This is a genomic window from Streptomyces sp. NBC_01216, assembly GCF_035994945.1.
Classification (GTDB): Bacteria; Actinomycetota; Actinomycetes; order Streptomycetales; family Streptomycetaceae; genus Streptomyces.
The window spans coordinates 3,675,332-3,699,066 of record NZ_CP108677.1 but is presented as its reverse complement, the minus strand read 5'-3'; the positions used below and the strand labels follow the sequence as shown (position 1 = coordinate 3,699,066).

Here is a 23,735-nt window from a genome sequence, read left to right as displayed (position 1 = left end):
CCGGCGCAGGGATGGCGGCCGGAACGACGTGGGTATGCTCGCCGCCATGCCGCCCATCCCACCCCCCCTTCCCGACCGGGGCGAACCGCCCGTGCGGGACCGGGGCGACGCCTGCCCCGGGGCGCTCCGGCTGCACGCAGCCGATGACGGTCTCCTGGCTCGACTACGCCTGCCCGCCGGCGTTCTGACGTCACGTCAGGCGCATGTTCTGGCGGACGCGGCGGAGACTCTGGGCGACGGACGGATCAGTGTCACGTCCCGGGGGAACGTGGAGCTGCGGGGCCTCTCCGAGGGCTGCGACGCCCGGCTGGCGGAGCTGCTCTCGGCCGCCGCGCTGCTGCCCTCCTCCGCGCACGAGCGGATCCGGAACATCGTCGCCTCGCCGCTGGCCGGGGTGGACGGAATCGGCGGCGGGAACGTGCAGTTGTGGGCACGCGAGCTGGACGGCCTGCTCTGCGGGCAGGACTGGACGACGGCGCTTTCCGGACGTTTTCTCTTCGCTCTGGACGACGGCCGCGGGGACGTGGCGGGGCTGGGCGCGGATGTGACCTTGTTCTCAACGTCCCGGGCTGACGGCGACGCGCTGGTCCGGGCCGGAGCCCGGACCGTCCGGGTCGCGGGCTCCGACGCGGCCCGTGCGGCGCTCGCCGCCGCCGGCGCCTTCCTCGCCGCCGCGCGCGCGGCGGGCACCGGGGCCTGGCGCGTCCGGGAACTCCCGGCGGGAGTGGAGCCGGACCTCGCGGGCGCCCTCGTCCGCGCGGGCGTCCCCGCGCGGCCGGCGGCCCCGCACACTCCCACGACCCCGCCCGGCTCCGCCGGTCCCCGCCCCGGTGTGCTCGGCGACCCGGCGACCGGGAGGTACGCCGTATCCGTCGTCGCGCGGCTCGGGCGGCTCACCGCCGCGCAGCTCCGTGCCCTCACCCCGGACGGTGCCGCCCCCGGTGAGCTGCGGCTCACCCCCTGGCGCGGAGCCGTCGTGACCGGGTTCCCCGGCCGTCCCGCCGCCGAGGCGCGCCTCGGCGCGCTCGCCGGGGCCGGTCTGCTCACCCGCGCGGACTCCCCCTGGCTCGACGTGGGCGCGTGCACCGGGCGGCCCGGATGCGCCAAGTCGCTCGCCGACGTCCGGGCGGACGCGACACCCGGCACGGACGGGGGCGGTTCACCCGTCCGGTTCTCGGGGTGCGAGCGGCGCTGCGGCCACCCGACCGGGGGGCCCGGCGAGTGGGTCGACGTCGTCGCCACCGCCGACGGCCACTACCTGGTGGACGGGCGCCCCGTCCCGCGTACAGACCTCCCCGACGCCGTCGCGGCGGCCCGCCGCCCGTCCACACCCACGAGATGAGCGAGAGCAACAGGATGTTCGACTACGAGAAGGACGGGGCGGAGATATACCGCCAGTCCTTTGCCACGATCCGCGCCGAGGCGGATCTCGCGGGTCTGCCCGCCGACGTCAGCCAGGTCGCGGTGCGGATGATCCACGCCTGCGGCATGGTCGACCTCGTCCGGGACCTCGCCTACTCGCCGGGGGTCGTCTCCCGGGCACGCGCCGCCCTGCGCGCCGGCGCGCCGATCCTCTGCGACGCCCAGATGGTCGCCAGCGGCGTCACCCGCAAGCGCCTGCCCGCCGGCAACGACGTGGTCTGCACGCTCTCCGACCCCGCCGTGCCCGCGCTGGCGGCCGAGCTGGGCACCACCCGCAGCGCGGCGGCCATGGAGCTGTGGCGCGACCGCCTCGAAGGCTCGGTCGTCGCCATCGGCAACGCGCCCACCGCCCTCTTCCGCCTTCTCGAGATGGTCGGGAAGGGCGCGGGGCGTCCCGCCGCCGTCCTCGGCATCCCGGTCGGCTTCATCGGCGCCGCCGAGTCGAAGGACGCGCTGGCGGCACAGGACCTGGGCCTCGACTACCTCGTCGTCCGGGGCCGCCGCGGCGGCAGCGCGATGACCGCCGCCGCCGTCAACGCGATGGCGACCGAGGAGGAGATCCAGGCATGAGCGGCAAGCTGTACGGCGTGGGCCTCGGCCCCGGCGACCCGGACCTGATGACGCTGCGCGCCGCGCGGGCCATCGCCGAGGCGGACGTGGTCGCCTACCACTCGGCCCGGCACGGCCGCTCCATCGCACGGTCGATCGCGGCCGGGCACATCCGCGAGGACCACATCGAGGAGCGGCTGATGTATCCGCTCACCGTGGAGGCCACGGACCACCCCGGCGGCTACCGGGGCGCGCTGGACGACTTCTACGAGGAGGCGTCGGCGCTCCTTGCCGCGCACCTCGACGCCGGGCGTACGGTCGCCGTGCTCGCGGAGGGCGATCCCCTCTTCTACGGCTCGTACCAGCACATGCACAAGCGTCTCGCGCACCGCTTCGACACCGAGGTGATCCCGGGCGTGACCTCGGTCAGCGCGGCGGCGGCGCGCCTCGGCGAACCGCTGTGCGAGGCCGAGGAGGTCCTGACGATCATCCCCGGCACCCTGCCGGAGGACGAGCTGACGGCCCGTCTCGCGGCCACGGACTCGGCGGTCGTGATGAAGCTGGGCCGGACGTTCCCGACGGTGCGCCGGGCCCTGGAGCGGGCCGGCCGCGCCGAGGACGCGCGGTACGTCGAGCGGGCGACGATGGCCGGGGAGCGAACCGGTGCCCTGACGGACATCGACCCCGCCTCCGTCCCGTACTTCTCGGTGGCCGTGCTGCCCTCGCGGATCGACGCGGTGACACCCCGGGCCCGTGAACGCGGCGAGGTGGTCGTGGTCGGCACCGGCCCGGCGGGCGCGCCCTGGCTGACGCCGGAGTCGCGCGGAGCGCTGGTCAACGCCGACGACCTCGTCGGCTACACCACCTATCTGGACCGGGTCCCGGCCCTGCGGCCGGGCCAGCGCCGGCACGGCTCCGACAACAAGGTGGAGTCCGAGCGGGCCGAGTTCGCCCTCGAACTGGCCCGGCGCGGCCGGCGGGTCGCGGTCGTCTCCGGCGGCGACCCGGGGGTCTTCGCCATGGCGACGGCGGTTCTGGAGGTGGCCTCGGAGGCGCGGTACACGGACGTGCCCGTCCGGGTGCTGCCGGGCGTGACCGCGGCGAACGCGGCGGCGGCGGCGGCCGGCGCTCCGCTCGGCCACGACTACGCGACGATCTCGCTGTCCGACCGGCTCAAGCCCTGGGAGGTGATCGCGGAGCGGCTGCGCGCGGCGGCCGCCGCCGACCTGGTGCTCGCGCTGTACAACCCGGGCTCCCGGTCCCGTACCCACCAGGTGGCCGCCGCCCGCGAGCTGCTGCTCACGCTGCGTTCCCCCGAGACACCGGTCGTGGTGGCGCGGGACGTGGGCGGTCCGGAGCAGTCGGTCCGGGTGGTGACCCTCAAGACGCTGGAACCGTCGGAGGTCGACATGCGCACCCTGCTGCTGATCGGCTCGTCGCAGACGGTGGCGGTGGAACGCGGCGACGGCCGCACCATCGCCTGGACCCCGCGCCGCTACCCGGAGTCCCCACGGGGGTAGGACCCGCCGGGCGGCGGCCCCCGACAGGCTCCGAGCTAAGACCGGGCCGCCAGCAGACGCACCCAGTGCACCGCGGCCTCCGGGTGGTCCGCCACCGGGACACCCCGGGGCGCCGGCGGTCTGCGGACCACCACGACCGGGATGCCCGCCTCGCGGGCGGCGGCCAGTTTGGGGGCCGTCGCCGCGCCGCCGCTGTCCTTGGTCACCAGGACGTCGACACGGTGGCGGCGCAGCAGCGCGCGTTCTCCGTCGAGGGTGAACGGGCCCCGGTCCAGGAGCAGCTCGGCGCGGGCCGGCAGCGGCGTGTCCGGGGGGTCGACCGAGCGGACCAGGAACCACTGGGGACAGGCGGCGAAGGCCGCCAGGCCAAGGCGGCCCGTCGTCAGGAAGACCCGGTCCCCGAGTCCGTCCAGGCGCGCGGCGGCCTCGTCGAGGGAGGCCGCCTCGTGCCAGTCGTCCCCCGTCGCCGGGACCCACCCGGGCCGGCGGAGCGCCAGCAGGGGAACATGGGCGGAGGCGGTCGCACGGGCCGCGTTGAAGCTGATCCGCTCGGCGAAGGGATGGGTGGCGTCGATGACCGCGTCCACACGGTGCTCGGCCAGCCACCGGGCCAGCCCCTCCGCTCCCCCGAACCCCCCGATCCGAACCTCTCCGGCGGGCATCCGGGGCCGCGCGACCCGGCCGGCCAGCGAGCTGGTGACCCGTACGGCGGGGTGGAGCGCCTCGGCGAGTTCCCTCGCCTCGGTGGTCCCTCCGAGTACCAGTACGTGCATGGGAGTCGATCCTTGAGCTCAGGCGGGCGTGACGCCCAACTCAAGCACACCGGCCTGCGGCCGGGCTGGACGACCGGGGCCTGCGCGACCGCGGCGACCGCGGCCGCGTACACGGCCCTGCTGACCGGCGACTTCCCGGACCCGGTCACGATCACGCTGCCGCGCGGCGGACGCCCGGCCTTCGCCCTGGCTGCGGAGGAACGCGCATCCGGCCACGCGATGGCGGCGGTCGTCAAGGACGCGGGCGACGATCCGGACGTGACGCACGGGGCGCTGGTCCGCTCCACGGTACGGCTGCTGCCGGCCGGCTCGGGCGTGGTGTTCCGGGCCGGCCCGGGCGTGGGGACGGTCACCCTCCCGGGCCTCCCCCTGGAGGTCGGCGAGCCGGCGATCAATCCGGTGCCGCGCCGGATGATGACCGAGCACATCGCCGGGATCGCCGCCCTGCACGGCGCCCCGGGCGACGTGGAGGTCACGGTCTCCGTCGATCACGGCGAGGAGATCGCCCGCTCCACCTGGAACCCCCGGATCGGCATCCTCGGCGGCCTGTCGATCCTCGGCACGACGGGGATCGTCGTCCCGTACTCCTGTTCCGCGTGGATCGACTCGATCCGCCGCGGGGTGGACGTGGCCCGCGCGGCCGGCCTCACCCATGTGGCCGGGTGTACCGGCTCGACCTCGGAGAGGACCGTCGGCACGCTGTACGAGCTCCCGGAGATCGCCCTGCTCGACATGGGCGACTTCGCGGGCGCCGTGCTCAAGTACATCCGCAGGCACCCCGTCGACCGTCTGACCGTGTGCGGCGGCTTCGCCAAGCTGTCGAAGCTGGCGGCGGGCCATCTGGACCTGCACTCCGCCCGCTCCCAGGTGGACAAGCCGTTCCTGGCGGAGCTGGCCCGCGCGGGCGGCGCGTCCGAGGCACTGGCCGCGGAGATCGCCACGGCGAACACGGGCCTCGCCGCGCTGCGCCTGTGCGAGGCGGCCGGCGTCCCGCTCGGCGACCTGGTGGCGACGACCGCCCGCGACGAGGCCCTCGCCGTCCTCCGGGGCGCGCCGGTCGCGGTCGACGTGGTCTGCGTCGACCGCGCGGGCACGGTGGTGGGCCGGTCCGCGACGCGGGGCCCAGGCCGGGGCTGAGCCTGTCGGGTGGCCTTCGGCCGACAGGCTTGAGCGGGCGGCGGCGCGGGCCGCGGTGCAGGTCGGCGGGCCCAGCGCCCGGCGCGGACGGCCGCGGGCACCGGATGCGGGCCGCGTCCCGACCTCACGGGGCGATACGACTGGCGCGTCAGGGAATGTTCGCCCGTCGAGGAGCGTCGCGACAGGGCGAAGGTTGCGTGACGCGACACTAGGCTTACCAAGGCACTGCCCCCGACCGAGAGGGACTCCCATGTCGAAGCGAGGCAACAAGCGCCGGGCCCGCAAGAAGAAGGGCGCGAACCACGGCAAGCGGCCGAACGCCTGATGAGGCCGTGAGCCGCTGACCGCGCGGGGCCGGTACGTCGTCGGACGGGGTGCCGGCCCCGCGCGTGATCGGGTGTGCCGGGGCCCGCCCCGGCGGGGGGCCGTCCGCTGGGACGGGTTGGCCTCTGACCGCGCGGAGGCCACCCGACAGGCCCACAGCTCAGCAGACGTGCCGCTCCCGCGCCGGGTCGTAGAGGTGGCTGTCGCGGAACTGGGAGGCCGCGAGCGTCCGGCCGACCAGGATGACGGCCGTCTTCGTGATCCCGGAGTCCTTCAGCTGCGCGGCGATGTCGTCCAGGGTGCCGCGCAGGACGATCTCGTCCGGGCGGCTGGCCATGGCGACGACCGCGGCGGGGCAGTCGGCGCCGTAGTGCGGCAGCAGTTCGTCGACCACGCGGTCGACGTAGCGGGCGGCGAGGTGCAGGACCAGGAGGGCGCCGCTGCGGCCCAGCGTCGCCAGGTCCTCGCCCTGCGGCATCGGGGTGGCCTGCTGGGCGACCCGGGTGAGGATGACGGTCTGGCCGACCGTCGGGACGGTGAGTTCGCGCTTGAGCGCCGCGGCGGCGGCGGCGAAGGCAGGGACGCCGGGCACCACCTCGTAGGGGATGCCCTCCGCGTCCAGGCGCCGCATCTGCTCGGCGACGGCGGAGAAGACCGACGGATCGCCCGAGTGCAGGCGTGCCACGTCCTCGCCGGCCTCGTGGGCGGTGACGATCTCGGCGACGATCCGGTCCAGGTCCAGGTCGGCCGTGTCGACGAGACGGGCGTCCGGCGGGCATTCGGCGAGGAGTTCGCGGGGGACCAGGGACCCGGCGTACAGGCAGACCCGGCAGGAGGCGAGCGTCCGCGCACCGCGCACGGTGATCAGATCGGCGGCCCCGGGGCCGGCGCCGATGAAGTAGACGGTCATGGTGCTGCTTCTCCCTTGGTTACGGACCCTTGGTGACGGACCACTGCGTGACGGGCATCGCCTGGCGCCAGCCGGTGAAGCCGCCCACCGGCACCGCCTGGGCGACGGCCAGCCGGATCAGCTCGCCGCCGTGCTCGCGGTACCGCTCGGCCAGCAGCGCCTCGGACTCCAGTGTCACGGTGTTCGCCACCAGCCGGCCGCCGGGCGGCAGCGCCTCCCAGCAGGTGTCGAGCAGGCCGGGCACGGTGAGGCCGCCGCCGATGAACACCGCGTCGGGGGCGGGCAGCCCGGCGAGGGCGGCGGGGGCGGGTCCGGTGACGACGGTGAGTGTCGGCACGCCGAGGGCCGCGGCGTTGCGGGCGATCCGGGCGGCCCGCTCAGGGGACCTCTCCACGGCGACCGCCCGGCAGGAGCGGTGCGCCCGCAGCCATTCGACGCCGATCGAGCCGGAGCCGCCGCCGACGTCCCACAGCAGTTCCCCGGGCGCGGGGGCGAGCGCGGCCAGGGTGGCGGCGCGGACGTGGCGCTTGGTGAGCTGGCCGTCGTGCTCGTACGCCGCGTCGGGCAGGCCGGGCGTGAGGCCGAGACGGGGCGCCCCGGCCGACCGTACGCAGTCGAGCGCGACGACGTTGAGGGGGTCGGCGGCCCGGTCCGGCGCCCAGTCGTCCGCCGTCGCCTCCACGATCCGTTCACGGGGTGAGCCGAGCCGTTCCAGGACCCGCAGCCGGCTTCCGCCGTAGCCCTTGTCGCGCAGGAGTCCCGCGATCCGGGCCGGGGTGCCGGCGCCCTCGCTGAGGACGAGCAGCCGGCGGCCGTGGTGGAGGGCCGCGGTCAGCGAGGCGAGCGGCCGGGCGACCAGCGAGACCGTCTCCACCGCCTCCAGGGGCCAGCCGAGACGGGCGCAGGCGTACGAGACCGAGGACGGGTGGGGCAGGACGCGCAGCCGGTCGGCGCCCACCGTCTCGGTGAGCGTGCGGCCGATCCCGTGGAACATCGGGTCCCCGCTCGCGAGGACCGCGATCCGCCGGCCCTCGTGGGCCGCGAGCAGCCCGGGTACGGCGGGACGCAGCGGGGAGGGCCAGGGAACGCGCTCGCCGGGGCAGTCGGCCGCCGGCAGCAGGTCGAGCTGGCGGGGGCCGCCGATGAGGACCTCGGCGGTGCGCAGGGTGCGGCGGGCTTCTCCGGGGAGTCCGTCCCAGCCGTCCGCGCCGATTCCGACGACCGATATCGCAGGTGGGGGAACGGTGCTCACGTCCGCGAACTCTACGGGAGCGCCTCCGGGGGCCCGCTCCGGGGCGCTCGGCCCGGCCGGGTGGGGGACCGGGGGCGCGGCCGGCGACGGGTACACCGACGGCCTGCCGTCCCGGATCGTCCGGGCGGGTCACGGACTCGCGGACGCCGTGTCGGCCCGTCCGGCCCCGCGCGACGGACGAGGAGGCCGTGGTGCCCTTCGAGCACCTCATGGCCGGCTCGGGCCTGGAAGAGGAGCATTCGTTACGGGGGAGAGATCGGGGGCAGGCGGACCCTACGGCGAACCGAACAGAACGGAGGTCGGCGATGACCGGCAGGATCGTGGTGGGCGTGGACGGCTCGGAGCGTTCGATCAGGGCGCTGAAGTGGGCCGCCGCGCAGGCGGCTCTCACCGGGGACGCGCTTCAGGCGGTGATCGGCTGGGAGTACCCGGCGTCCTGGGCGACGCTGATGCCGGGCGTGCCGCCGGAGTTCGACCCCGAACGGCTCGCGAGGCAGATCCTGGACGAGTCCCTGGAGCGCGCCCTCGCCCCGGACGTCACCGCCTCCGTCACCCGCACGGTCGTCGGCGGCAATCCGTCGCAGGCACTGATCGACCAGTCACGCGGCGCGTCGCTGCTGGTCGTCGGTGATCGCGGCCACAGCGGCTTCGCGGCCGCGGTCCTCGGCTCGGTCTCCACGAACGTCTCCCAGCACGCGCCGTGCCCCGTGGTGGTCGTCCGCGGCGAGTAGTCCCCCGGGAGCGCTCCGCGACGGTGGCCGGTGACGGCGGCGCGGGGCGCCCTCACGCGCCGGGGTCCCCGGGCGCCGGCGGTGCCGGGGCGGCGGACAGGACCCCGCGGTGGCCGGCCAGGGCCCGTGCGGTGCCGTCGAGCGGGAAGCGGGCGGCGAGGTATCCGTCCGGGCGGACGAGGAATCCGGTCGGACCGTCGGGGCGGTAGAGCCGGGCGAACTCCCCGGCGGCGTCGCGGTACACGGCGCCCGCGCCTGGTACCGGGCCGCCGTCGCCCGGCCGGGCGTCACCGGCCCCGGTACTCGCGGCCGTCCGCGGCAGAACGGTGACGGTCACCGGAGCGGACCCGTCGGCGTCCGCCGCCTCGGCGGGGGCGGCCCCGTAGCGGATCAGCACATGGCCGGTGCGACCGCGCAGGACGTCCAGCAGGCGCAGCGGGTAGGCGGCGACGGACGCGGTCAGGCCGGTGCAGTCGGGTGCCCGGTCGCCGGGCTGGGGCGCGTCCCGCGGGCCGTGCGGCGGTCCGGCGAGCGGACCGCCGCGGTAGGAGACGAGCAGTTGGGCCTCGCGGAGCATCATGGTCCGCGGATCGTCCGCGTCGGCCGGGACTCCGGCCTCTGTGGCGTGCCGGACGGTCCTCCCGACGACCTCCTCGCCGACCGGACGGCGTTCCGTGTCGTAGCCGGTGAGCAGGGCGGGCCCGGCCTCGCCGCGCAGCACCAGGGCGAGCTTCCAGGCCAGGTTGCAGGCGTCCTGTATGCCGGTGTTCATGCCCTGGGCGCCGGTGGGCGGGTGGATGTGCGCGGCGTCTCCCGCGACGAAGACCCGGTCGTCGCCGTACCGGTCGACGATCCGGTGGCTGATGCGGAAGACGGAGGACCAGCGCAGGTGCGACACGGCGGCCGGCCGGGGAGCCAGTCGGTCGACGACGGCCTGCACGTGGGACAGCTCCGGGCGGCGGGAGCCCTCCATTCCGTGCGCGACGCCGTCGCCCCCGGCGGCCGGGGGGCCGCCCCGCCGGGCGGAGAGTTCGGGCGGGACCAGCATCGACATGCGGTAGCGGCGCGCGCCGCTGCCGCCCGGCAGCGGGATGCAGACCAGCAGGTCGTCCGTGGCGCCGTCGGCTGACCGGTGCAGCGAGCGCAGACCGTAGCCGTCCGGCAGGTCCCAGTCGGTCTCGACGTCGGCGAGCATGAACTCCTCCGGGAAGGCTCCGCCCTCGAAGGACAGGCCGAGCCCCTTGCGGACCGTGCTGTGCGCGCCGTCGCAGCCGACCAGGTACGCGGCCCGGACCTCCTCCTCGGCCCCGTCCGAGGTGCGCAGCCGGGCGGTGACCCCGGTCGCGTCCTGGTCGAACGACAGCAGCTCGGTGCCGCGCTCGATGACCGTGCCCAGGCCCGCGACGTACTCCTCCAGGAGTCGCTCGGTCTCGTACTGCGGCAGCGCGGCGAAGGTGTAGGGCACCTCGGGCGGCAGCACCAGGTCGATCCGGGCCGCCTCGCGGCCGTCGACGTAGAGCAGCTGGCCGCGCAGCGGGACGGCGGCCTCCAGGACGTCGCGGACCAGCCCCATCCGGTCCCAGATCTCCAGCGTCCGGGGCTGGATGCCGACCGCCTTGGCGTAGGGCAGGCGGGCGGGCAGCCGGTCGACGAGCCGGCAGGTCACCCGGTGGCGGCGGAGTTCGGCCGCCGTGCTCAGTCCGACGGGGCCGGCTCCGACGATCAGTACGTCGGGTGCGTCGGTCGCTCGGGTTCGCGCCATGGGTGCCTCCGGGGGTGCCGGTCCCCTGCCGGTGTCGGCCCGCCCGGCTCCGGCAGGGGGACGCCGCCGCACTGGGCGGCGTGCTCGGGCCGGGGGGGTGTGACGGGGCGAGGGCCGCCCGACGGGCTCTCGGTCTCAGGGCGTGCGGCGCACCGGCCGGGCGGGGACGTCCTCGTGGGTGTAGAGGAGGTAGAACGCCGTGATCGTGGTGCACGCCGCCACGATCAGGCCGAGGACCGACGAGGACAGGACGCTCGCGTCGGACAGGCTGAACAGGAAGCCGATGGCGCCGCCCGCGAGCACCCCCCAGGCCGCCGCGTGCGGTTCGCGCGGCAGGACGTGGCCCCAGCGGCGCAGCGCGTACACACCCCCGGCGAGCAGGACCCCGGAGACCACTCCGAGCAGGACCTGACCCCAGGTGATGACGCCACCGGAGCGCTGGACGGCCGCCGTGTAGATGCCGTAGGCGAGGCCCAGGGTGACGGGCAGCCCCAAGCCGTGTGTGCTCAGGTGCCGTCGTGCGGGCACCGCTGCGTGTGCGGCCATGGCGGGAACTCCTTCCCTCGCCCCCTTCACCCTCCAGGGCACACCCGGGCCCCCGGGCACGCAACTGGATCAGCGGGGGTACGCCGCCTGGGACGGGAGTCCGCGCCCACTCGGGTGACGGAGCACGGTGCCGGAATCGGCCCGGCGCCGTGGTGGTGCCTCTCGGAGCCTGTCGGGTGGCCTCTGACCGGGCGGTCGAAGGCCATCCGAAAGGCCCTCAGGGTCTCGTGGCGGCGAGCGCGGCCAGCCTCGCCAGTGCCGCGTCCAGCACCTCCGGCGGCGGGGAGGCCAGACCGATCCGAACCGCGTCGGGGGCCGCCGCCGCGCCCACCGCGAAGGCACTGCCCGGGGTCACGGCCACACCCGCGCGGGCCGCCGCGGCGACGAAGCTCTCCGCCCGCCAGGGGGCGGGGAGGTCCCACCAGCAGGAGTAGGCGTGCGGCGCGGTACGGAGGCCGAACGCCCCGAGGTGACGCCGGACCAGCGCGCCCCGGACCGCCACGTCCGCCCGCTTCGCCGCCTCGACCTCCGCGATCGTGCCGTCACCGGCCCAGCGCGTCGCCGCGGCCAGCGCGAGGCCGCCCGCCGTCCACGCGCCGGAGCGCAGCACCGCCGCCAGCGCCTCCCGCCGGGGCGCGGGGGCCACCAGATAGCCGACCGTGAGTCCGGGCGCGAGCCGCTTGGAGAGGCTGTCGACGAGGATCACCCGCTCCGGGGCGTACGCGGCCAGCGGCGCCGGGGCGCCCGGCTCCAGAAACGCCCAGGTCGTGTCCTCGACCGCGGTCAGTCCCGACTCCCCCAGGACGGTGGCGAGTTCGCCCCTGCGTGCGGTACCCGCCGTGGTCGCGGTGGGGTTGTGCAGCGTCGGCTGGAGGTACACGCCGGAGAGCGGGGTCGCCCGGTGCGCGGCGGCCAGCGCGTCGGGGCGCATCCCCTCGCCGTCGGTGGCGATCGGCGTCAGCCGCACGCCGAGCCGCTCCACCACCGCCTTGACCAGCGGATACGTCAGTTCCTCGACCCCCAGGCGGCCTCCGGCCGGGACGAGGTGGGAGACCGCTGCGGCGATGCCCTGACGGCTGTTGCCCGCGAAGAGCACACCGTCGGGGTCCGGCGTCCAGTCCGCGCGCGCGAGCAGACCGGCCGCGGCCTCCCGCGCCGGGGCCGTGCCGCGCGCCGCCGCGGGAAGCCCGGTCGCCTCACCGAGGACGTCGGCCCGCGCGAGCGCCGCCAGCGCCCGCCCCATCAGCTCCGACTGGCCTTCCACCACCGGATAGTTGAGCTGGAGGTCGACCGGCGCCACTCCGGTCGGCTCGGCGAGCGCGAACCCCGGCAGCGGGGGAGCGGCCCGGACGAAGGTGCCCCGCCCGACCTCCCCGACGACCAGGCCCCGGCGGGCCAGCTCGCCGTACACCCGGATCGCCGTGGAGCCGGCGATCCGGTGCCGGCGGGCGAAGACCCGCTGCGGGGGCAGCCGGTCGCCGGGCCGCAGCCGCCCGTCGGCGATCCGTGCCGCCACCCGGTCGGCGATCCCGCGGTAGTCCTCCACCGTCATTCCCCCACTCACGCCGATTGCACCGAGAGCAAAGATCTTATTGCACCGACCGGCTGGGCCTGCCTAGCCTCTGACCATGCCTTCCGCACAGATCGACGGACTCACCATCGGCTACGAGGACCAGGGCACGGGCCCCGCGCTCGTCCTCGTCCACGGCCACCCTTTCGACCGCACCATGTGGCACCCGCAGGTCGACCGCTTCTCCGCCACGCACCGGGTGGTCGCCCCGGACCTCCGTGGCTACGGGGAGACCACCGTGGTCCCCGGCGCCACCGCGCTGTCCGTCTTCGCGCGGGACCTCGCCGCGCTCCTCGACCACCTGAGGATCGGGGAGTTCGTCCTCGCCGGGCTCTCCATGGGCGGCCAGATCGCCATGGAGTGCTACCGCCTCTTCCCAGGGCGCGTACGCGGGCTCGTGCTCGTCGACACCTTCGCCGCCGCCGAGACCGAGGAGGGGAGGGCCGGCCGCAACGCCCAGGCCGACCGGCTGCTCGCCGAAGGCATGCGCGGGTACGCCGACGAGGTCATGGACCGGATGGTCGCCCCGTACAACACCCACGCGGCGCCGCACGTCCACCGCATGATGTGCGCGACCGACCCGGCCGGCGCGGCGGCGGCCCTGCGCGGCCGGGCCGAACGCCCCGACTACCGCGCACTGCTCACCACCGTGTCCGTGCCCGCCCTGGTGGTCGTGGGCCGCGACGACACCTACACGCCGGTACGGGACGCGGAGGCCATGCACACGGCGCTGCCGCACTCCACGCTCGTGGTGGTCGAGCGGGCGGCGCACCTGCCGAACCTGGAGCGGCCCGAGGAGTTCGACTCGGCCCTGACGGCCTTCCTCGCCGCCCTCGCCCCGCCGGAGCGCTGACCCGGGGCCCGCCCTTCCCAGGGCCGTTCACCCGTTCGCTTCCGCCGGGAGGCCGCCCGCGGACCCGCGGGCCGACGATGAGGCCATGAGCCAGAACACCGCACCCCGCACCCCGGGCCCCGAAGCCGGCACGACCTGGGCCTCCGGCGGCACGCTCTTCGCCGGTGTCCTGATGCTGGTCGCCGGTATCGCGGACATCCTCCAGGGCATCGCCGAACTCGCCGACAACGACGTGTACGCCCGCGTCGGCAACTACGTCTTCAAGTTCGACCTGACCGGCTGGGGCTGGATCCACCTCATCCTCGGCATCGTCCTCGCCGTCGCCGGCTTCGGCATCCTCGTGGACACCGAGTGGGGCCGGATCGCCGGTATCGCGCTGGCGTCCCTCAACGCCCTCGCCCAGTTCATGTTCCTGCCCTACCAACCGTGGTGGGCGCTGTTCTCCATCGCCATCTCCGTCTTCGTGATCTGGGCCCTGGCCACGGACGGCCCCCGCGTCGACGACAAGACGGCCTGAGGCGGCACCGATGGGACGACCGACGCGACGCGTACGACTCCGGGCGGCGGGCACGCTGGCCGCCGCCGCCCTCCTGACGGCCACCGTCGCAGGATGCGACGAGGCCACGGACGCGGCCGGCGACATCGTCGCCTCCGCGACCTCGGCGGTGGCCTCCGCCGCCCAGGAGAAGATGAACGAGGTCAAGGACGGGGTGAACGCCACCGGCGACGTCGAGGCCGGAGCCACGGACACCGACGGCGACCGGACCGTCTCCGAGATCACCGCGACCAACTCCACCGACAAGGAAGCGGACTACACGATCCTGGTCGACTTCCGTGACGACGAGGGGAATCTGCTCGACGCGGTCGTCCTGAACATCGACGGCGTCCAGCCGGGCGCCTCGAAGACCGGGACGGCACGCTCCAACCGGACGCTGTCGGGCAGCACGAAGGCCGAGATCGGGCAGGCGCTGCGGCACTGACCGCGTGCCGGCCCTCGCCCTCGACCTGCACGCGGAGCCCCGATCGGCCACGCTGGATGACATGGACGCCATGTACGACGATGCGCAGATCCTCGAGAACATCGGCTCCCTCGTAGAGGAGGAGCGCTCCCTGCGGCAGCGGGTGGGCGGGCTCCTCGACGAGGAGCGGTCCCGGCTGGCCGAGCTGGAGATTCGGCTGGACCAGTGCTGGGACCTCCTGCGCCAGCGGCGCGCGAAGACGGAGTTCGGCGAGGACCCGGACACGGCGGCCGTCCGGCCGGCGGCGGAGGTCGAGGGCTACCGCAACTGACGCCGCCGGCCCGACGGCCGTGACCGGGCCCCGCGGGCGGGAGGCACATGGCAGGACCCTCACGGCTCGCGCCGCCACCGTGGCTCACCGCGGGTCTGCGGCCGGAGCCGGCGCCGGTCCCCTGGGCCGCCGTGGCCCGCGCCTCGATCGCCCTCGCCGCGCCGCTCGCCGTGGGTTTCGCCCTGGACGAACCGGTCTCCGCTGCCCTGGTCTCCATGGGCGCCCTCTCCGGGGTGATCGGCGACACCGCCGACGCGTACCGGATGCGCTTCTACAACATCGCCGTCCCCCAGCTCTTCGGCGCCCTGGGCGTCACCCTCGGCTCCCTGGTGTACGGCAGGGGCTGGCTCGCGGTCGCGGTGCTCACCCTCGTCGCGCTCGTCTCCGGGATGATCTCCTCGATCGGCTCCGTGGCCTCCGTCTCCGGCCTGCTGCTCCTCCTGAACGCGGTCGTCGGCGCCGGACTGCCGCTGCCCGCGCCCTGGTGGAAGGCGCCCGTCCTGCTCGGCCTCGGCGGCGCCGTCGTCCTCGCCCTGACGCTGCTCGGCTGGCCGCTGCGTGGTGGCGTCCCCGAACGCACGGCGGTCGCCGGCACCTACCGCGCCGTCGCCGCGCTGTTCGACGCCGCGGGCTCCGACGCCTACGACGCGCGCCGCCGGGCCGTCACCACCTCCCTCGACCGGTCCTACGACCTCGTCCTCGCCCGCCGCACCCGCCGGCACGGCCGCACCCCCGCCCTGGTGCGCCTGCTCGCCCAGCTCAACGCGGTGATCCCGCTGGTGGAGGCCGCGCCGGCCGCGCATCTCGCGGCGGGGCGCCTGCACCGCCCGGTGCCGCCGGAGATCCCCACGGCCGTGCGCGACCTGGCCGCCGCCGTCGAGGAGGGCCGCACCGGCGCACCGGCCCTCCGGCTGCCCGAGGCCGCCCGGCCCTCCGAGAGGGCCGTCGACCAGGCCCTGCGCTACGCGGCGACCGTCGTCCACCATGCGGAACCCGATCCGTACAACGTGGACGACCGGCTCGGGCGGCCCGCCGTCCTCCGGGTTCGGGTGCGCCGCACGGCCCGCGCCGTCATGATGTCCGAGCCCTCCTGGCGGTACGGACTGCGCCTCGCCCTCTGCATCGGCCTCGCCCAGGCCCTCGTCTCGCTGATCACCGTGCCCCGCTCGTACTGGGTGGCGCTCACCGTCACCTTCGTGATGAAGCCGGACTTCGGCTCCGTCTTCTCCCGCGCCGTGCTCCGCGCGTTCGGCACCGCGGCCGGGCTGGTCGTGGCCGCGCTGCTGCTGGCGGAGGTGCCGCGCGGCTGGTGGGACGTGCCGGTGATGCTGGTGCTCGGCGCGCTGATCCCGGCCTTCTCCGCCAAGGGCTACGCCTTCCAGACCGCGGCGATCACCCCGGTCATCCTGCTTCTGTCCGACCTGCTCAACAAGCAGGGCTTCGGACTGGTCCTGCCCCGGCTCTACGACTCCCTCCTCGGCTGCGCCATCGCGCTGATCGCCGGATACCTGCTCTGGCCGGAGTCCTGGCACGCCCGGATCGGCGACCGGCTCGCCGACGCGGTCGCCGACACGGCCCACTACGTGGCCCGCGCGTTCGGCCCCGAGACCGATGGCGGTCAGGCCGTCCGGGTGCGGGCCCGGCGGGCGCTGTACCGGGACCTCTCGGCGGTCCGTTCCGAATTCCAGCGGGCTCTGACCGAGCCGCCGCCGACCGGCGCCCTCGCCGCCGCCTGGTGGCCGCTGGTCGTCGCCGTGGAGCGGATCGTGGACGCGACGACCGCCGCCCGGGTCCGCGTCGACCACGGCGCGCCGCCCCCCGATCCGAGCGAGGTCGTCTCCGTCGAGAGGCAGTTGAGCGAACTCGCGGACGGACTGCGCAGCAGCGCCGTCCTGGTGGGGGTGCGCGCCGAACTGCTCGGGGACGACGAGGGGGTGCTGGCGCCGCTGCGCCAGGAGGTCCGGGCGGCCCGGGCCATCGCCTCCCCCCACGCGGAAAAGGCCTGAACCCGCCGTCCGGGATGGCCGGATGCACTTACCCGCGGTCACCCAGCGGAACTCTCCCCGCCGCCGTCAACGGATTCCACGGGGCCGACTACGATGCGCTCGATTCACCTTGATCCGCGCTCGCCGGGGTGACCGTCCGACCCGGTGACAGGGTCATGTCGTCCTGCATCACCTCCCGTGCCACCCAAGGACATCCGCCATGCGCACCACCACCGGCAGAGGGCTCCAGCCCAATGTTCTCGGGACGTTCGACACCATCGTCATGGCGGTCGCGGGCAGTGCCCCCGCCTACTCCCTGGCCGCCACCACCGCCGTGCTTTTCGCCGCGGTCGGCCTGGCCGGTCCCGCCGCGCTGCTCTACTGCGCGATACCGATGTTCGGCATCGTCCTCGCCTACGCCCGGCTGGGCCGGATCGACGTCAACGCGGGAGCCGGCTACTCCTGGGTCGGCCGCACCCTGCACCCGTTCCTGGGCTTCCTCTCCGGCTGGGCCCTGGTGGTCGCCACGACCGTCTTCATGGTGGCCGGGGCGTTGCCCGCCGGCGCGCTGACACTCTCGCTCTTCGACGCCGGCCTGACCGGGAACACCCCGCTGGCCTCCGCCGTCGGCGCCGGCTGGTTCCTGCTCATGCTGCTGGTCGTGCTCGGGGGCGCCAGGCTGACCGTCCGGGCACAACTCTTCCTGTCGGCCGTCGAGATGCTGATCCTCGTCGTCTTCATCCTGGCCGCTCTGGCGCACCGCGGGCACGCCACCGCCTTCGACTGGTCCTGGTTCGGCCTCGGACACTTCGACGGTCCGGCCGGCTTCGCCTCCGGGGCGCTGATCGCCGCGTACTACTACTGGGGCTGGGACGTGACCAGCAACCTCAGCGAGGAGACCCGCGACAGCCGGCGGACGGCGGGGCTCGCCGCGCTGGTCGGCCTCGGCGTGGTATTCCTGCTGTTCGAGGCGTTCACCATCGCCGTCAACGTCCTGCTGAGCGCCGAACGGATCGAGGCCGGCGGCGCGGGTGTCCTGGCCGTCCTCGGCCAGGAGATATGGCCGGGCGTCGGCGGCAAGCTGCTGATCATGGCCGTTCTGCTGTCCACGGTCGCCACCCTGGAGACCACCCTCATCCAGGTCACCCGCTCGCTGTTCGCGATGGGCCGGGACCGGACGCTTCCGGCCGCGCTCGGGACGGTGCACCGCCGGTGGAACACGCCGTGGGTCGCGATCGTCGCGGTGGGCGCCGCCGCCCTGGTGCTGTTCGGCGCGGCGGCGGTCGCCGGATCGGTGGAGGAGATCCTCGGCGACGCGGTCGCCGCGATCGGCCTCCAGATCGCCTTCTACTACGGACTCGCGGGCCTCGCCGCCGTCGTGGCGTACCGCGGGCTGCTGCTCGGCTCGGTGTGGAGTTTCCTCATCGGCGGGGTCTGGCCGCTGCTCGGTTCGGCGTTCATGTTCTGGGCGTTCGCCGAGTCGCTCGGCGAACTGTCCGCCACCGCGCTGACCATCGGCCTCGGCGGCTTGCTGGCCGGACTGATCCCGATGACCGTGTACTGGCGCAACGGCAGCGCGTACTACCGCCCCGTCCGGCTCGACGCGGCCAAAGCGCTCGCCGCGGCAGGGCCGTTCACGCCCAGCACCCGGGGCGAGCGGCGGGCGGACGAGACGCTCGCCACCGACTTCTGACCCGCCGCCCGCGCACCCGCCGAGCCGACACCCCCACCAACCAGCACACCGACCCCCGACGACCATCCGCCCCCGCACACCGACCATCCCGCCACCGGCCCGGGACGGCCCCGCCACCCCCGTACGCACCGGCCCGGCCGTATCCGCACCTGAACCGCACCCGCACCCCACCCGTACCGCACTGGACCACACTGGACCGCATCGCCACCGGCCGCGCAGCGCCGCCGCCGCCGTCCTTCGGGCAGCTCCGCCGCCCCGCCCGAAGCTACCGAGGGAGGAAGACCGATGGCCGCACGCCGCCGCCCGTCCCGCCCGTCCCGTTTCACCCCCGACTTCGACCCGGACCTCGGAGACCGTGCCCTCACCGACGCCCGGCACGACATCGTCATCGGCCGCTGGCAGGGAGTGCGGGACCTCCTGCGGGCCACCGGCGACGACTGGGTGCGGCGCACCCACCGGCTGCGCCTGCTCGCGCACGCCGCCGCCGGCAGTTCCACGGCCGAGGCATGGCGGGCCGCCGAACCGGACAACCCGGACTCGGCCGTACTGATGGCGGCCACCGAGGTCGTCCGCGTCTTCGACACGGCCATCGCCGCCGGCCGTGGCACGCAGATGGACCGCGCGCGGCTGGACTCGATCGTCGACGCCTGTCTCGGCGCGGCGGAGGCGGCGCCCGCCGACCCGATGCCCTGGGTGGCGCTGCTCTCCGTCGCCCGGCTCTACGAAGGCGGCGTCCGGCGCCGCGAACTGCGCGGCTGGTTCGACGAGTTGCGGCGGCGCGACCCGTACAGCACCGAGGGGCACGCACAGGTCCTGCGCTACTGGTCGGCCCGCTGGCACGGCACACACGGCTCGATGTACGACTTCGCCCGCGACGCGGCGGGCGTGGCCCCGCCGGGCTCGCCGCTGCCGGTGCTGGTGCAGCTCGCCCGGGTGGAGGAGTACCGCTACATAGCCGACGGCGCCCTCGGCCGGGGCCCGGTGCGCGGCTTCGACCAGCACTGGAAGCACGAGCTCGCGGTGACCGAACTGCGCCGGACCTACCAGCGCTGGATCGGCGGCCGGGAAACGGGACGACCGGTGCTTCCCTCCGAGGTCACCGACCTCAACTACCTGGCGCACGCCGCGTGCTACGCGGGCCAGACGGACGTGGCACGCGACGTACTGGGCATGCTCGGCGCCCGCGCGTCCTGGGTTCCGTGGGTGTACACCGGGGACCCGGCCGAGCAGTTCGTCCGCTTCCACGAGGGGCTGGGGGTGGTGTGAGGAGCGCCCCCCGCGCCCCTCACACCACCTGGCACCGGGATCAGACGCCGATGTCGCCGCCGTCCTTGCGCCACACCGCGACGACCGCCGGGCGGACGATCCGGCCCGGACCGTCCGGCCAGACGGACGCGGGCTGCTCGACGGACGCGCCGTCGACCTCGCCCGGGTGCTGGACGGCGACCAGGACGCGACGGTCCTGGATGATCGGACCGCAGGTCTCGGCGCCGGCCGGGACGGTGAGGAACTGCTTGAGCTCACCGCGCCGCTCACCCTGGGTCGCGACGCCGAACAGGCCGTCGTGCGAACCGAGCTGGTTGCCGTCGGTGGAGATCCACAGGTTGCCGTGCGGGTCGAAGGCCACGTTGTCCGGGCAGGAGATGGGCGAGACCTTCTCCTTGGGGAAGCCGGCGAAGTACGTGGCCGGGTCGTCCGGGTCGCCGGCGACCAGGAACAGGCGCCAGGCGAAGCCGTCGCTCGCCGGGTCGTCCCAGTGCTCGGCCAGTTCCAGGATCTGTCCGTGCTTGTTGAGGTTGCGCGGGTTGGCCTCGTCGGCGGCGGGGTAACCCGCCTTGCCGCGGTTGGAGTTGTTGGTGAGCGCGACGTAGACACGGCCGCTGCGCGGGGACGGCTCGACGTCCTCGGGACGGTCCATCTTGGTGGCGCCGACCTTGTCACCGGCGAGGCGGGTGAAGACGTACACCTCCTCGGCGCTCATGCCGGGCACGTGGGAGACGTCACCGGTGGCCAGCGGGATCCACACGCCGGAGCCGTCGAACTCGCCGTCGGCCGGCAGCTTCCCGGAACCGTCGATCTCGCCGGGCGAGTCGCCGGTGAGCTTCGCGACGTACAGGGTGCCCTCGTCGAGCAGCGTGAGGTTGTGCTCGCGGGCCGCCCGCGAGCCGCCCTTCTTCATCCGCTTCGAGGAGACGAACTTGTAGAGGTAGTCGAAGCGCTCGTCGTCGCCCATGTAGACGACCGGGCGGCCGTCGGCGGTCAGACGCGGCTGCGCGGCCTCGTGCTTGAAACGGCCGAGCGCGGTGCGCTTGCGGGGCGTGGAGTGGGGGGAGTACGGGTCGAGCTCGACCACCCAGCCGAAGCGGTGCACCTCGTTGGGCTCCTGCCTCAGGTCGAAACGCTTGTCGAACCGCTCCCACTTGCGCTCGGTGGCACCGGTGCCGACGCCGTACCGCTTGTCGGTGGCGCTCGACCCGTTGGCGAAGTACTGGTTGAAGTTCTCCTCGCCGTGCAGGGTCGTGCCCCACGGGGTGGTACCGCCGGCGCAGTTGTTGAGCGTGCCCAGGACCGTGCGGCCGGAGCGGTCGGCGGAGGTCCGCAGCAGCGGGGAACCGGCGGCGGGTCCGGTGAGGCGGAACTCGCTGGTGGCCGTGAGACGGCGGTTGAGGTGGTGCCGGGTGACCGGGCCGAGCCGGCCGGAGCGGCGTTCCTCCTGGACCACGACGACGGAAAGCCCGTGGGCCGCCCAGGCGATCTCGACCTGCTCGCGGATCGGGTTCTGCGGGTCGTAGCCGCGGAACATCAGGTTCTCGTCGGTGTACTCGTGGTTGGCGACCAGGACCTGACGGCCGTGCTCACCGCGCAGCGGGAGCAGCGAGAGGAAGTCGTTGTTGTAGCCGAACTGGCCGGCCTGCGCCGCGGCCGTCTGCCGGTCGGCGTCGAAGGCAGGGGCGCCGCGGAGGATCGGCTCACCCCATCGGATGACGACGTTCTGCGCGTAACCGGACGGGACGGTGACCTGGTCGTCCCGGTTGGGCGCGACCGCCTCGAAGCGGAGGCCGCGGGCACCGTCCGGACGGCCGGGGCGGTGCGGACGGGCTTCGGCGACCGGCGCGTTCCCGAAGGCGACGCCCGTCCCGGCCGCGGTGGCCACCGTCACGACGGCGGCGGCGCGCATCATCGAACGCCGGGAGAGCGCACCGGCTATGACGTCGCCGACGTACGCGTTGTCGCTGGTGTTGGGCACCTCGTGGAAGCAGGCGTCACCGCAGCGGTACCGGCAGGTGAGGGCGGAACGGCCGCCTCCGTGCGAGTGGGTGCCGAGCAGCGGCAGCAGTTTGCGCACTTCGTCCTCCTCCGGCGCACACCGCGCCGACACTGTGTCGGGAATCCATCCGGCGGTGACGCTATGTGCGCACCCCTGCACTACGGCGGCGCGGGAATGAACGCGGGATGAATCCGGAGCGACCGGGGACGACAACGAGAGGCGGGGCGCCGTGGGTGGCGCCGAACAGACCGCTAACCTTACGTATCCGCCCTGGCCAGGGATGAAACTCCCGAAGCGCCCAGTACGGACATACACGCACCCAACTCATGCGAAGGGGTTCGCCCATGGGCATTCGGAGCTTGCTGCGCAAAGTGTTCGGACGCGACAGTGCCGAGCAGAACGAAACCCCGGCAACCTCCGTCCCGCCCCAGACGGAACGCGTGGCACCGCCCGCGGCGGAGGTCGCGGAACCGGTCGAGGCACGGGACGAGGCGAAGCGGGAGGCCGCCGCCTCCGACGTGACGCTGCCGTCCCCGAAGGGCGCGGACACCACCTCGGAGCGCGGCGTCTCGGACCTGGTGGCGGCGGCCTTCGACAACCCGCAGATCCCCCAGGCCCGTGCCGCGGAAGCGGAAGCGGAAGCGGAGGCGGAAGCGGAAGCGAAGCCGCAGGCGGAGGCCGGCGCCGTGGCGGCGGAGACCCCGGAGCCGGAAGCCCCGCAGGCGGACACCACGGAGGCCGAGGCCGAAACCCTCGGGACGAAGACGGAGGCGACGGCGGAGGCGACGGCGGAGGTCCCCGAGCCTCGGGCGGCCGACCGCGACGAGCCGGCCGGGACACCGGAGGCGGAGTCCGGTGCGCCCGCCGACGGGCCGGCCGGGCTTCCGGAGAAGGCTGTCGCCGACGAGGCGACCGAGCCCGAGGTCACCGAGCCCGTCGAGTCCGGCACCCCCGAGCCCGAGCCCGAGGTGTCCGCACCCGCCCCGAAGGCGGCGGCCACGGAATCCGAGGTCACGAAGCCCGAGATCACCGAGCCCGTCGAGTCCGCCACCCCCGAGCCCGAGCCCGAGGTGTCCGCACCCGCCCCGAAGGCGGCGGCCACGGAATCCGAGGTCACGAAGCCCGAGGTCACCGAGCCCGTCGAGTCCGCCACCCCCGAGCCCGAGCCCGAGGTGTCCGCACCCGCCCCGAAGGCGGACGTGACGGTCGAGGCCGCCGGGGACGAGACGGCGGACACGACCGCCGAGCCGGCCCCCGCCGCCCCCGACGCCGAGGAGGCTTCGGCCGCCCCCGCCGGCAGCCCCGCCCTCTCCCTCGCCGAGGTCAAGGCCGTGGCACCGCATCTCGCCGACGCCTACAGGGCCGCCGGCACCGTGCTCAGGAAGCAGGGGCTGAGCGGGGCACGGGCCGCCGTGTACCTCGTGGTCGACCGGTCCGGATCGATGCGCGGCTACTTCAAGGACGGTTCCGTCCAGCGCCTCGCCGAGCAGACCGTGGCGCTCGCCGCGCACCTCGACGCCGAGGCCGCCGTCACCGCCGTCTTCTTCTCCACCGACGTCGACGGCACCGCCGAGCTCACCCCGGCCACTCTCGACGAGAACCGCATCGACACGATCAACGCGGGTCTCGGCCGGCTGGGCCGCACCAACTACCACCGCGCGGTAGAGGAGGTCCTCGCCCACCACGAGAAGACCGACCCGGCCCGGCCCGCGTTCGTCGTCTTCCAGACGGACGGAGCGCCGGAGTCGAAGACCGCCGCCGCCCAGGCCCTCGCCGCGGCGGCGGAGCGCCCGGTCCACTGGCGGTTCGTGGCCTGGGGCGACGAGGAGAACAAGGCGTTCGACTTCCTCCGCAGGCTCGACGCCCCGCACACCGGCCACTTCCTGGCCGGCCCGGCGCCCCGCGAGACGGCGCATCCCGCCTTCTATCGCGGGCTGCTCTCCGGTTGGGAGGGCGCGGGCTCCCGCTAGGGCGTCCGGGCGGTTGCCCGGTCCTCCGCGGCGGTGGTGACGGTGACCGGCGGGGTCGCCGTCACCACCGGGGCCGCCCGCGCCCGGCGCGCGTGTCCTCTTCCTCGCTGCGGCGCGTGGGGGCTTTCCACGTCCGGGGACGTCTCGCGGACCTCTCCGTGCTCCCACGGCCGCTTAACG

Annotated in this window: 21 protein-coding genes; 14 read left to right on the top strand and 7 right to left on the bottom strand. The window is 74.8% G+C overall.

What is annotated here, in order from left to right; translation table 11 throughout:
* Positions 1-34 precede the first annotated feature (34 nt).
* From OG393_RS16235 to OG393_RS16225, 3 genes are read left to right on the top strand one after another with little or no spacing between them, the layout of a single operon-like run.
* Positions 35-1,342, top strand: a complete 1,308-nt coding sequence (locus OG393_RS16235; RefSeq protein ID WP_327378449.1) for a cobalamin biosynthesis protein CobG — start codon at positions 35-37, stop codon at positions 1,340-1,342.
* Positions 1,339-1,992 carry a precorrin-8X methylmutase gene (locus OG393_RS16230; protein ID WP_327375366.1) on the top strand — a complete coding sequence of 218 codons (654 nt, stop codon included), beginning with the start codon at positions 1,339-1,341 and terminating at the stop codon, positions 1,990-1,992. The genes OG393_RS16235 and OG393_RS16230 overlap by 4 nt, the downstream gene beginning before the upstream one ends.
* Complete coding sequence (locus tag OG393_RS16225; protein WP_327375365.1) at positions 1,989-3,491, top strand: precorrin-2 C(20)-methyltransferase; 1,503 nt, start codon at positions 1,989-1,991, stop codon at positions 3,489-3,491. Before OG393_RS16230 ends, OG393_RS16225 begins: the two co-directional genes overlap by 4 nt.
* Before the next feature lie 35 nt (positions 3,492-3,526).
* Here OG393_RS16225 and OG393_RS16220 read toward each other — a convergent pair whose 3' ends face one another.
* Entirely contained in the window at positions 3,527-4,264 is a 738-nt protein-coding gene (locus tag OG393_RS16220; RefSeq protein ID WP_327375364.1) for a cobalt-precorrin-6A reductase, read from the bottom strand.
* Between the two features lie 12 nt (positions 4,265-4,276).
* On the opposite strand from OG393_RS16220, the gene OG393_RS16215 reads away from it, so the two are divergent.
* Positions 4,277-5,401 (top strand): cobalt-precorrin-5B (C(1))-methyltransferase, encoded by a 1,125-nt coding sequence (locus tag OG393_RS16215; RefSeq protein ID WP_327375363.1) that lies wholly within the window; start codon positions 4,277-4,279, stop codon positions 5,399-5,401.
* A gap of 250 nt (positions 5,402-5,651) precedes the next feature.
* Positions 5,652-5,726: a 50S ribosomal protein bL37 gene (locus OG393_RS35480; protein WP_373297613.1), complete on the top strand. Its 75-nt coding sequence runs from the start codon at positions 5,652-5,654 to the stop codon at positions 5,724-5,726.
* A gap of 159 nt (positions 5,727-5,885) precedes the next feature.
* Here OG393_RS35480 and cobM read toward each other — a convergent pair whose 3' ends face one another.
* Together cobM and cbiE are read right to left on the bottom strand one after the other, a co-directional pair.
* Positions 5,886-6,635 (bottom strand): precorrin-4 C(11)-methyltransferase, encoded by a 750-nt coding sequence (cobM, locus tag OG393_RS16210; RefSeq protein ID WP_327375362.1) that lies wholly within the window; start codon positions 6,633-6,635, stop codon positions 5,886-5,888.
* 19 nt (positions 6,636-6,654) lie between these two features.
* Complete coding sequence (gene cbiE / locus OG393_RS16205; protein ID WP_327375361.1) at positions 6,655-7,887, bottom strand: precorrin-6y C5,15-methyltransferase (decarboxylating) subunit CbiE; 1,233 nt, start codon at positions 7,885-7,887, stop codon at positions 6,655-6,657.
* A 305-nt stretch (positions 7,888-8,192) separates the two neighbouring features.
* On the opposite strand from cbiE, the gene OG393_RS16200 reads away from it, so the two are divergent.
* Positions 8,193-8,618: a universal stress protein gene (locus tag OG393_RS16200; protein ID WP_327375360.1), complete on the top strand. Its 426-nt coding sequence runs from the start codon at positions 8,193-8,195 to the stop codon at positions 8,616-8,618.
* Positions 8,619-8,670: 52 nt separating this feature from the next.
* Here OG393_RS16200 and OG393_RS16195 read toward each other — a convergent pair whose 3' ends face one another.
* From OG393_RS16195 to OG393_RS16185, 3 genes are all read right to left on the bottom strand, one after another.
* Positions 8,671-10,380: an FAD-dependent monooxygenase gene (locus OG393_RS16195; protein ID WP_327375359.1), complete on the bottom strand. Its 1,710-nt coding sequence runs from the start codon at positions 10,378-10,380 to the stop codon at positions 8,671-8,673.
* A 135-nt stretch (positions 10,381-10,515) separates the two neighbouring features.
* Positions 10,516-10,926, bottom strand: coding sequence for a hypothetical protein (locus OG393_RS16190; RefSeq protein ID WP_327375358.1), 411 nt, complete (start codon positions 10,924-10,926; stop codon positions 10,516-10,518).
* 217 nt (positions 10,927-11,143) lie between these two features.
* Entirely contained in the window at positions 11,144-12,472 is a 1,329-nt protein-coding gene (locus OG393_RS16185) for an aminotransferase-like domain-containing protein (RefSeq protein WP_327378448.1), read from the bottom strand.
* Positions 12,473-12,554: 82 nt separating this feature from the next.
* Between OG393_RS16185 and OG393_RS16180 the strand changes: the two genes are divergently transcribed.
* The 7 genes from OG393_RS16180 to OG393_RS16150 all read left to right on the top strand — a co-directional run bounded on the left by OG393_RS16180 (position 12,555) and on the right by OG393_RS16150 (position 19,583).
* A complete protein-coding gene (locus OG393_RS16180) occupies positions 12,555-13,349 on the top strand; it encodes an alpha/beta fold hydrolase (RefSeq protein ID WP_327375357.1) in 795 nt (264 codons plus the stop codon).
* Between the two features lie 85 nt (positions 13,350-13,434).
* Positions 13,435-13,866: a DUF7144 family membrane protein gene (locus OG393_RS16175; protein ID WP_327375356.1), complete on the top strand. Its 432-nt coding sequence runs from the start codon at positions 13,435-13,437 to the stop codon at positions 13,864-13,866.
* Positions 13,867-13,876: 10 nt separating this feature from the next.
* Positions 13,877-14,329 (top strand): hypothetical protein, encoded by a 453-nt coding sequence (locus OG393_RS16170; protein ID WP_327375355.1) that lies wholly within the window; start codon positions 13,877-13,879, stop codon positions 14,327-14,329.
* A gap of 70 nt (positions 14,330-14,399) precedes the next feature.
* Positions 14,400-14,639, top strand: coding sequence for a DUF2630 family protein (locus tag OG393_RS16165; protein WP_327378447.1), 240 nt, complete (start codon positions 14,400-14,402; stop codon positions 14,637-14,639).
* 47 nt (positions 14,640-14,686) lie between these two features.
* On the top strand, positions 14,687-16,645 hold the full coding sequence (locus OG393_RS16160) for an FUSC family protein (protein WP_327375354.1): 1,959 nt from the start codon (positions 14,687-14,689) through the stop codon (positions 16,643-16,645).
* A 199-nt stretch (positions 16,646-16,844) separates the two neighbouring features.
* Entirely contained in the window at positions 16,845-18,317 is a 1,473-nt protein-coding gene (locus OG393_RS16155; protein WP_327375353.1) for an APC family permease, read from the top strand.
* Between the two features lie 285 nt (positions 18,318-18,602).
* Positions 18,603-19,583, top strand: coding sequence for a hypothetical protein (locus OG393_RS16150; RefSeq protein ID WP_327375352.1), 981 nt, complete (start codon positions 18,603-18,605; stop codon positions 19,581-19,583).
* A gap of 40 nt (positions 19,584-19,623) precedes the next feature.
* Here the strand turns inward: OG393_RS16150 and OG393_RS16145 are convergent, their stop codons facing one another.
* Positions 19,624-21,663 carry a PhoX family protein gene (locus tag OG393_RS16145; protein ID WP_327375351.1) on the bottom strand — a complete coding sequence of 680 codons (2,040 nt, stop codon included), beginning with the start codon at positions 21,661-21,663 and terminating at the stop codon, positions 19,624-19,626.
* A 266-nt stretch (positions 21,664-21,929) separates the two neighbouring features.
* On the opposite strand from OG393_RS16145, the gene OG393_RS16140 reads away from it, so the two are divergent.
* Positions 21,930-23,555 (top strand): VWA domain-containing protein, encoded by a 1,626-nt coding sequence (locus OG393_RS16140; protein ID WP_327375350.1) that lies wholly within the window; start codon positions 21,930-21,932, stop codon positions 23,553-23,555.
* Positions 23,556-23,735: the final 180 nt, after the last annotated feature.

What these genes read in the sequence shown, in the direction of transcription:
- OG393_RS16235 (WP_327378449.1), top strand. Translation starts at nt 35, where the DNA reads ATGCTCGCCGCCATGCCGCCCATCCCACCCCCCCTTCCCGACCGGGGC.
- OG393_RS16230 (WP_327375366.1), top strand. Translation starts at nt 1,339, where the DNA reads ATGAGCGAGAGCAACAGGATGTTCGACTACGAGAAGGACGGGGCGGAG.
- OG393_RS16225 (WP_327375365.1), top strand. Translation starts at nt 1,989, where the DNA reads ATGAGCGGCAAGCTGTACGGCGTGGGCCTCGGCCCCGGCGACCCGGAC.
- OG393_RS16220 (WP_327375364.1), bottom strand. Translation starts at nt 4,264, where the DNA reads ATGCACGTACTGGTACTCGGAGGGACCACCGAGGCGAGGGAACTCGCC.
- cobM (WP_327375362.1), bottom strand. Translation starts at nt 6,635, where the DNA reads ATGACCGTCTACTTCATCGGCGCCGGCCCCGGGGCCGCCGATCTGATC.
- OG393_RS16200 (WP_327375360.1), top strand. Translation starts at nt 8,193, where the DNA reads ATGACCGGCAGGATCGTGGTGGGCGTGGACGGCTCGGAGCGTTCGATC.
- OG393_RS16195 (WP_327375359.1), bottom strand. Translation starts at nt 10,380, where the DNA reads ATGGCGCGAACCCGAGCGACCGACGCACCCGACGTACTGATCGTCGGA.
- OG393_RS16190 (WP_327375358.1), bottom strand. Translation starts at nt 10,926, where the DNA reads ATGGCCGCACACGCAGCGGTGCCCGCACGACGGCACCTGAGCACACAC.
- OG393_RS16180 (WP_327375357.1), top strand. Translation starts at nt 12,555, where the DNA reads ATGCCTTCCGCACAGATCGACGGACTCACCATCGGCTACGAGGACCAG.
- OG393_RS16175 (WP_327375356.1), top strand. Translation starts at nt 13,435, where the DNA reads ATGAGCCAGAACACCGCACCCCGCACCCCGGGCCCCGAAGCCGGCACG.
- OG393_RS16170 (WP_327375355.1), top strand. Translation starts at nt 13,877, where the DNA reads ATGGGACGACCGACGCGACGCGTACGACTCCGGGCGGCGGGCACGCTG.
- OG393_RS16165 (WP_327378447.1), top strand. Translation starts at nt 14,400, where the DNA reads ATGTACGACGATGCGCAGATCCTCGAGAACATCGGCTCCCTCGTAGAG.
- OG393_RS16160 (WP_327375354.1), top strand. Translation starts at nt 14,687, where the DNA reads ATGGCAGGACCCTCACGGCTCGCGCCGCCACCGTGGCTCACCGCGGGT.
- OG393_RS16155 (WP_327375353.1), top strand. Translation starts at nt 16,845, where the DNA reads ATGCGCACCACCACCGGCAGAGGGCTCCAGCCCAATGTTCTCGGGACG.
- OG393_RS16150 (WP_327375352.1), top strand. Translation starts at nt 18,603, where the DNA reads ATGGCCGCACGCCGCCGCCCGTCCCGCCCGTCCCGTTTCACCCCCGAC.
- OG393_RS16140 (WP_327375350.1), top strand. Translation starts at nt 21,930, where the DNA reads ATGGGCATTCGGAGCTTGCTGCGCAAAGTGTTCGGACGCGACAGTGCC.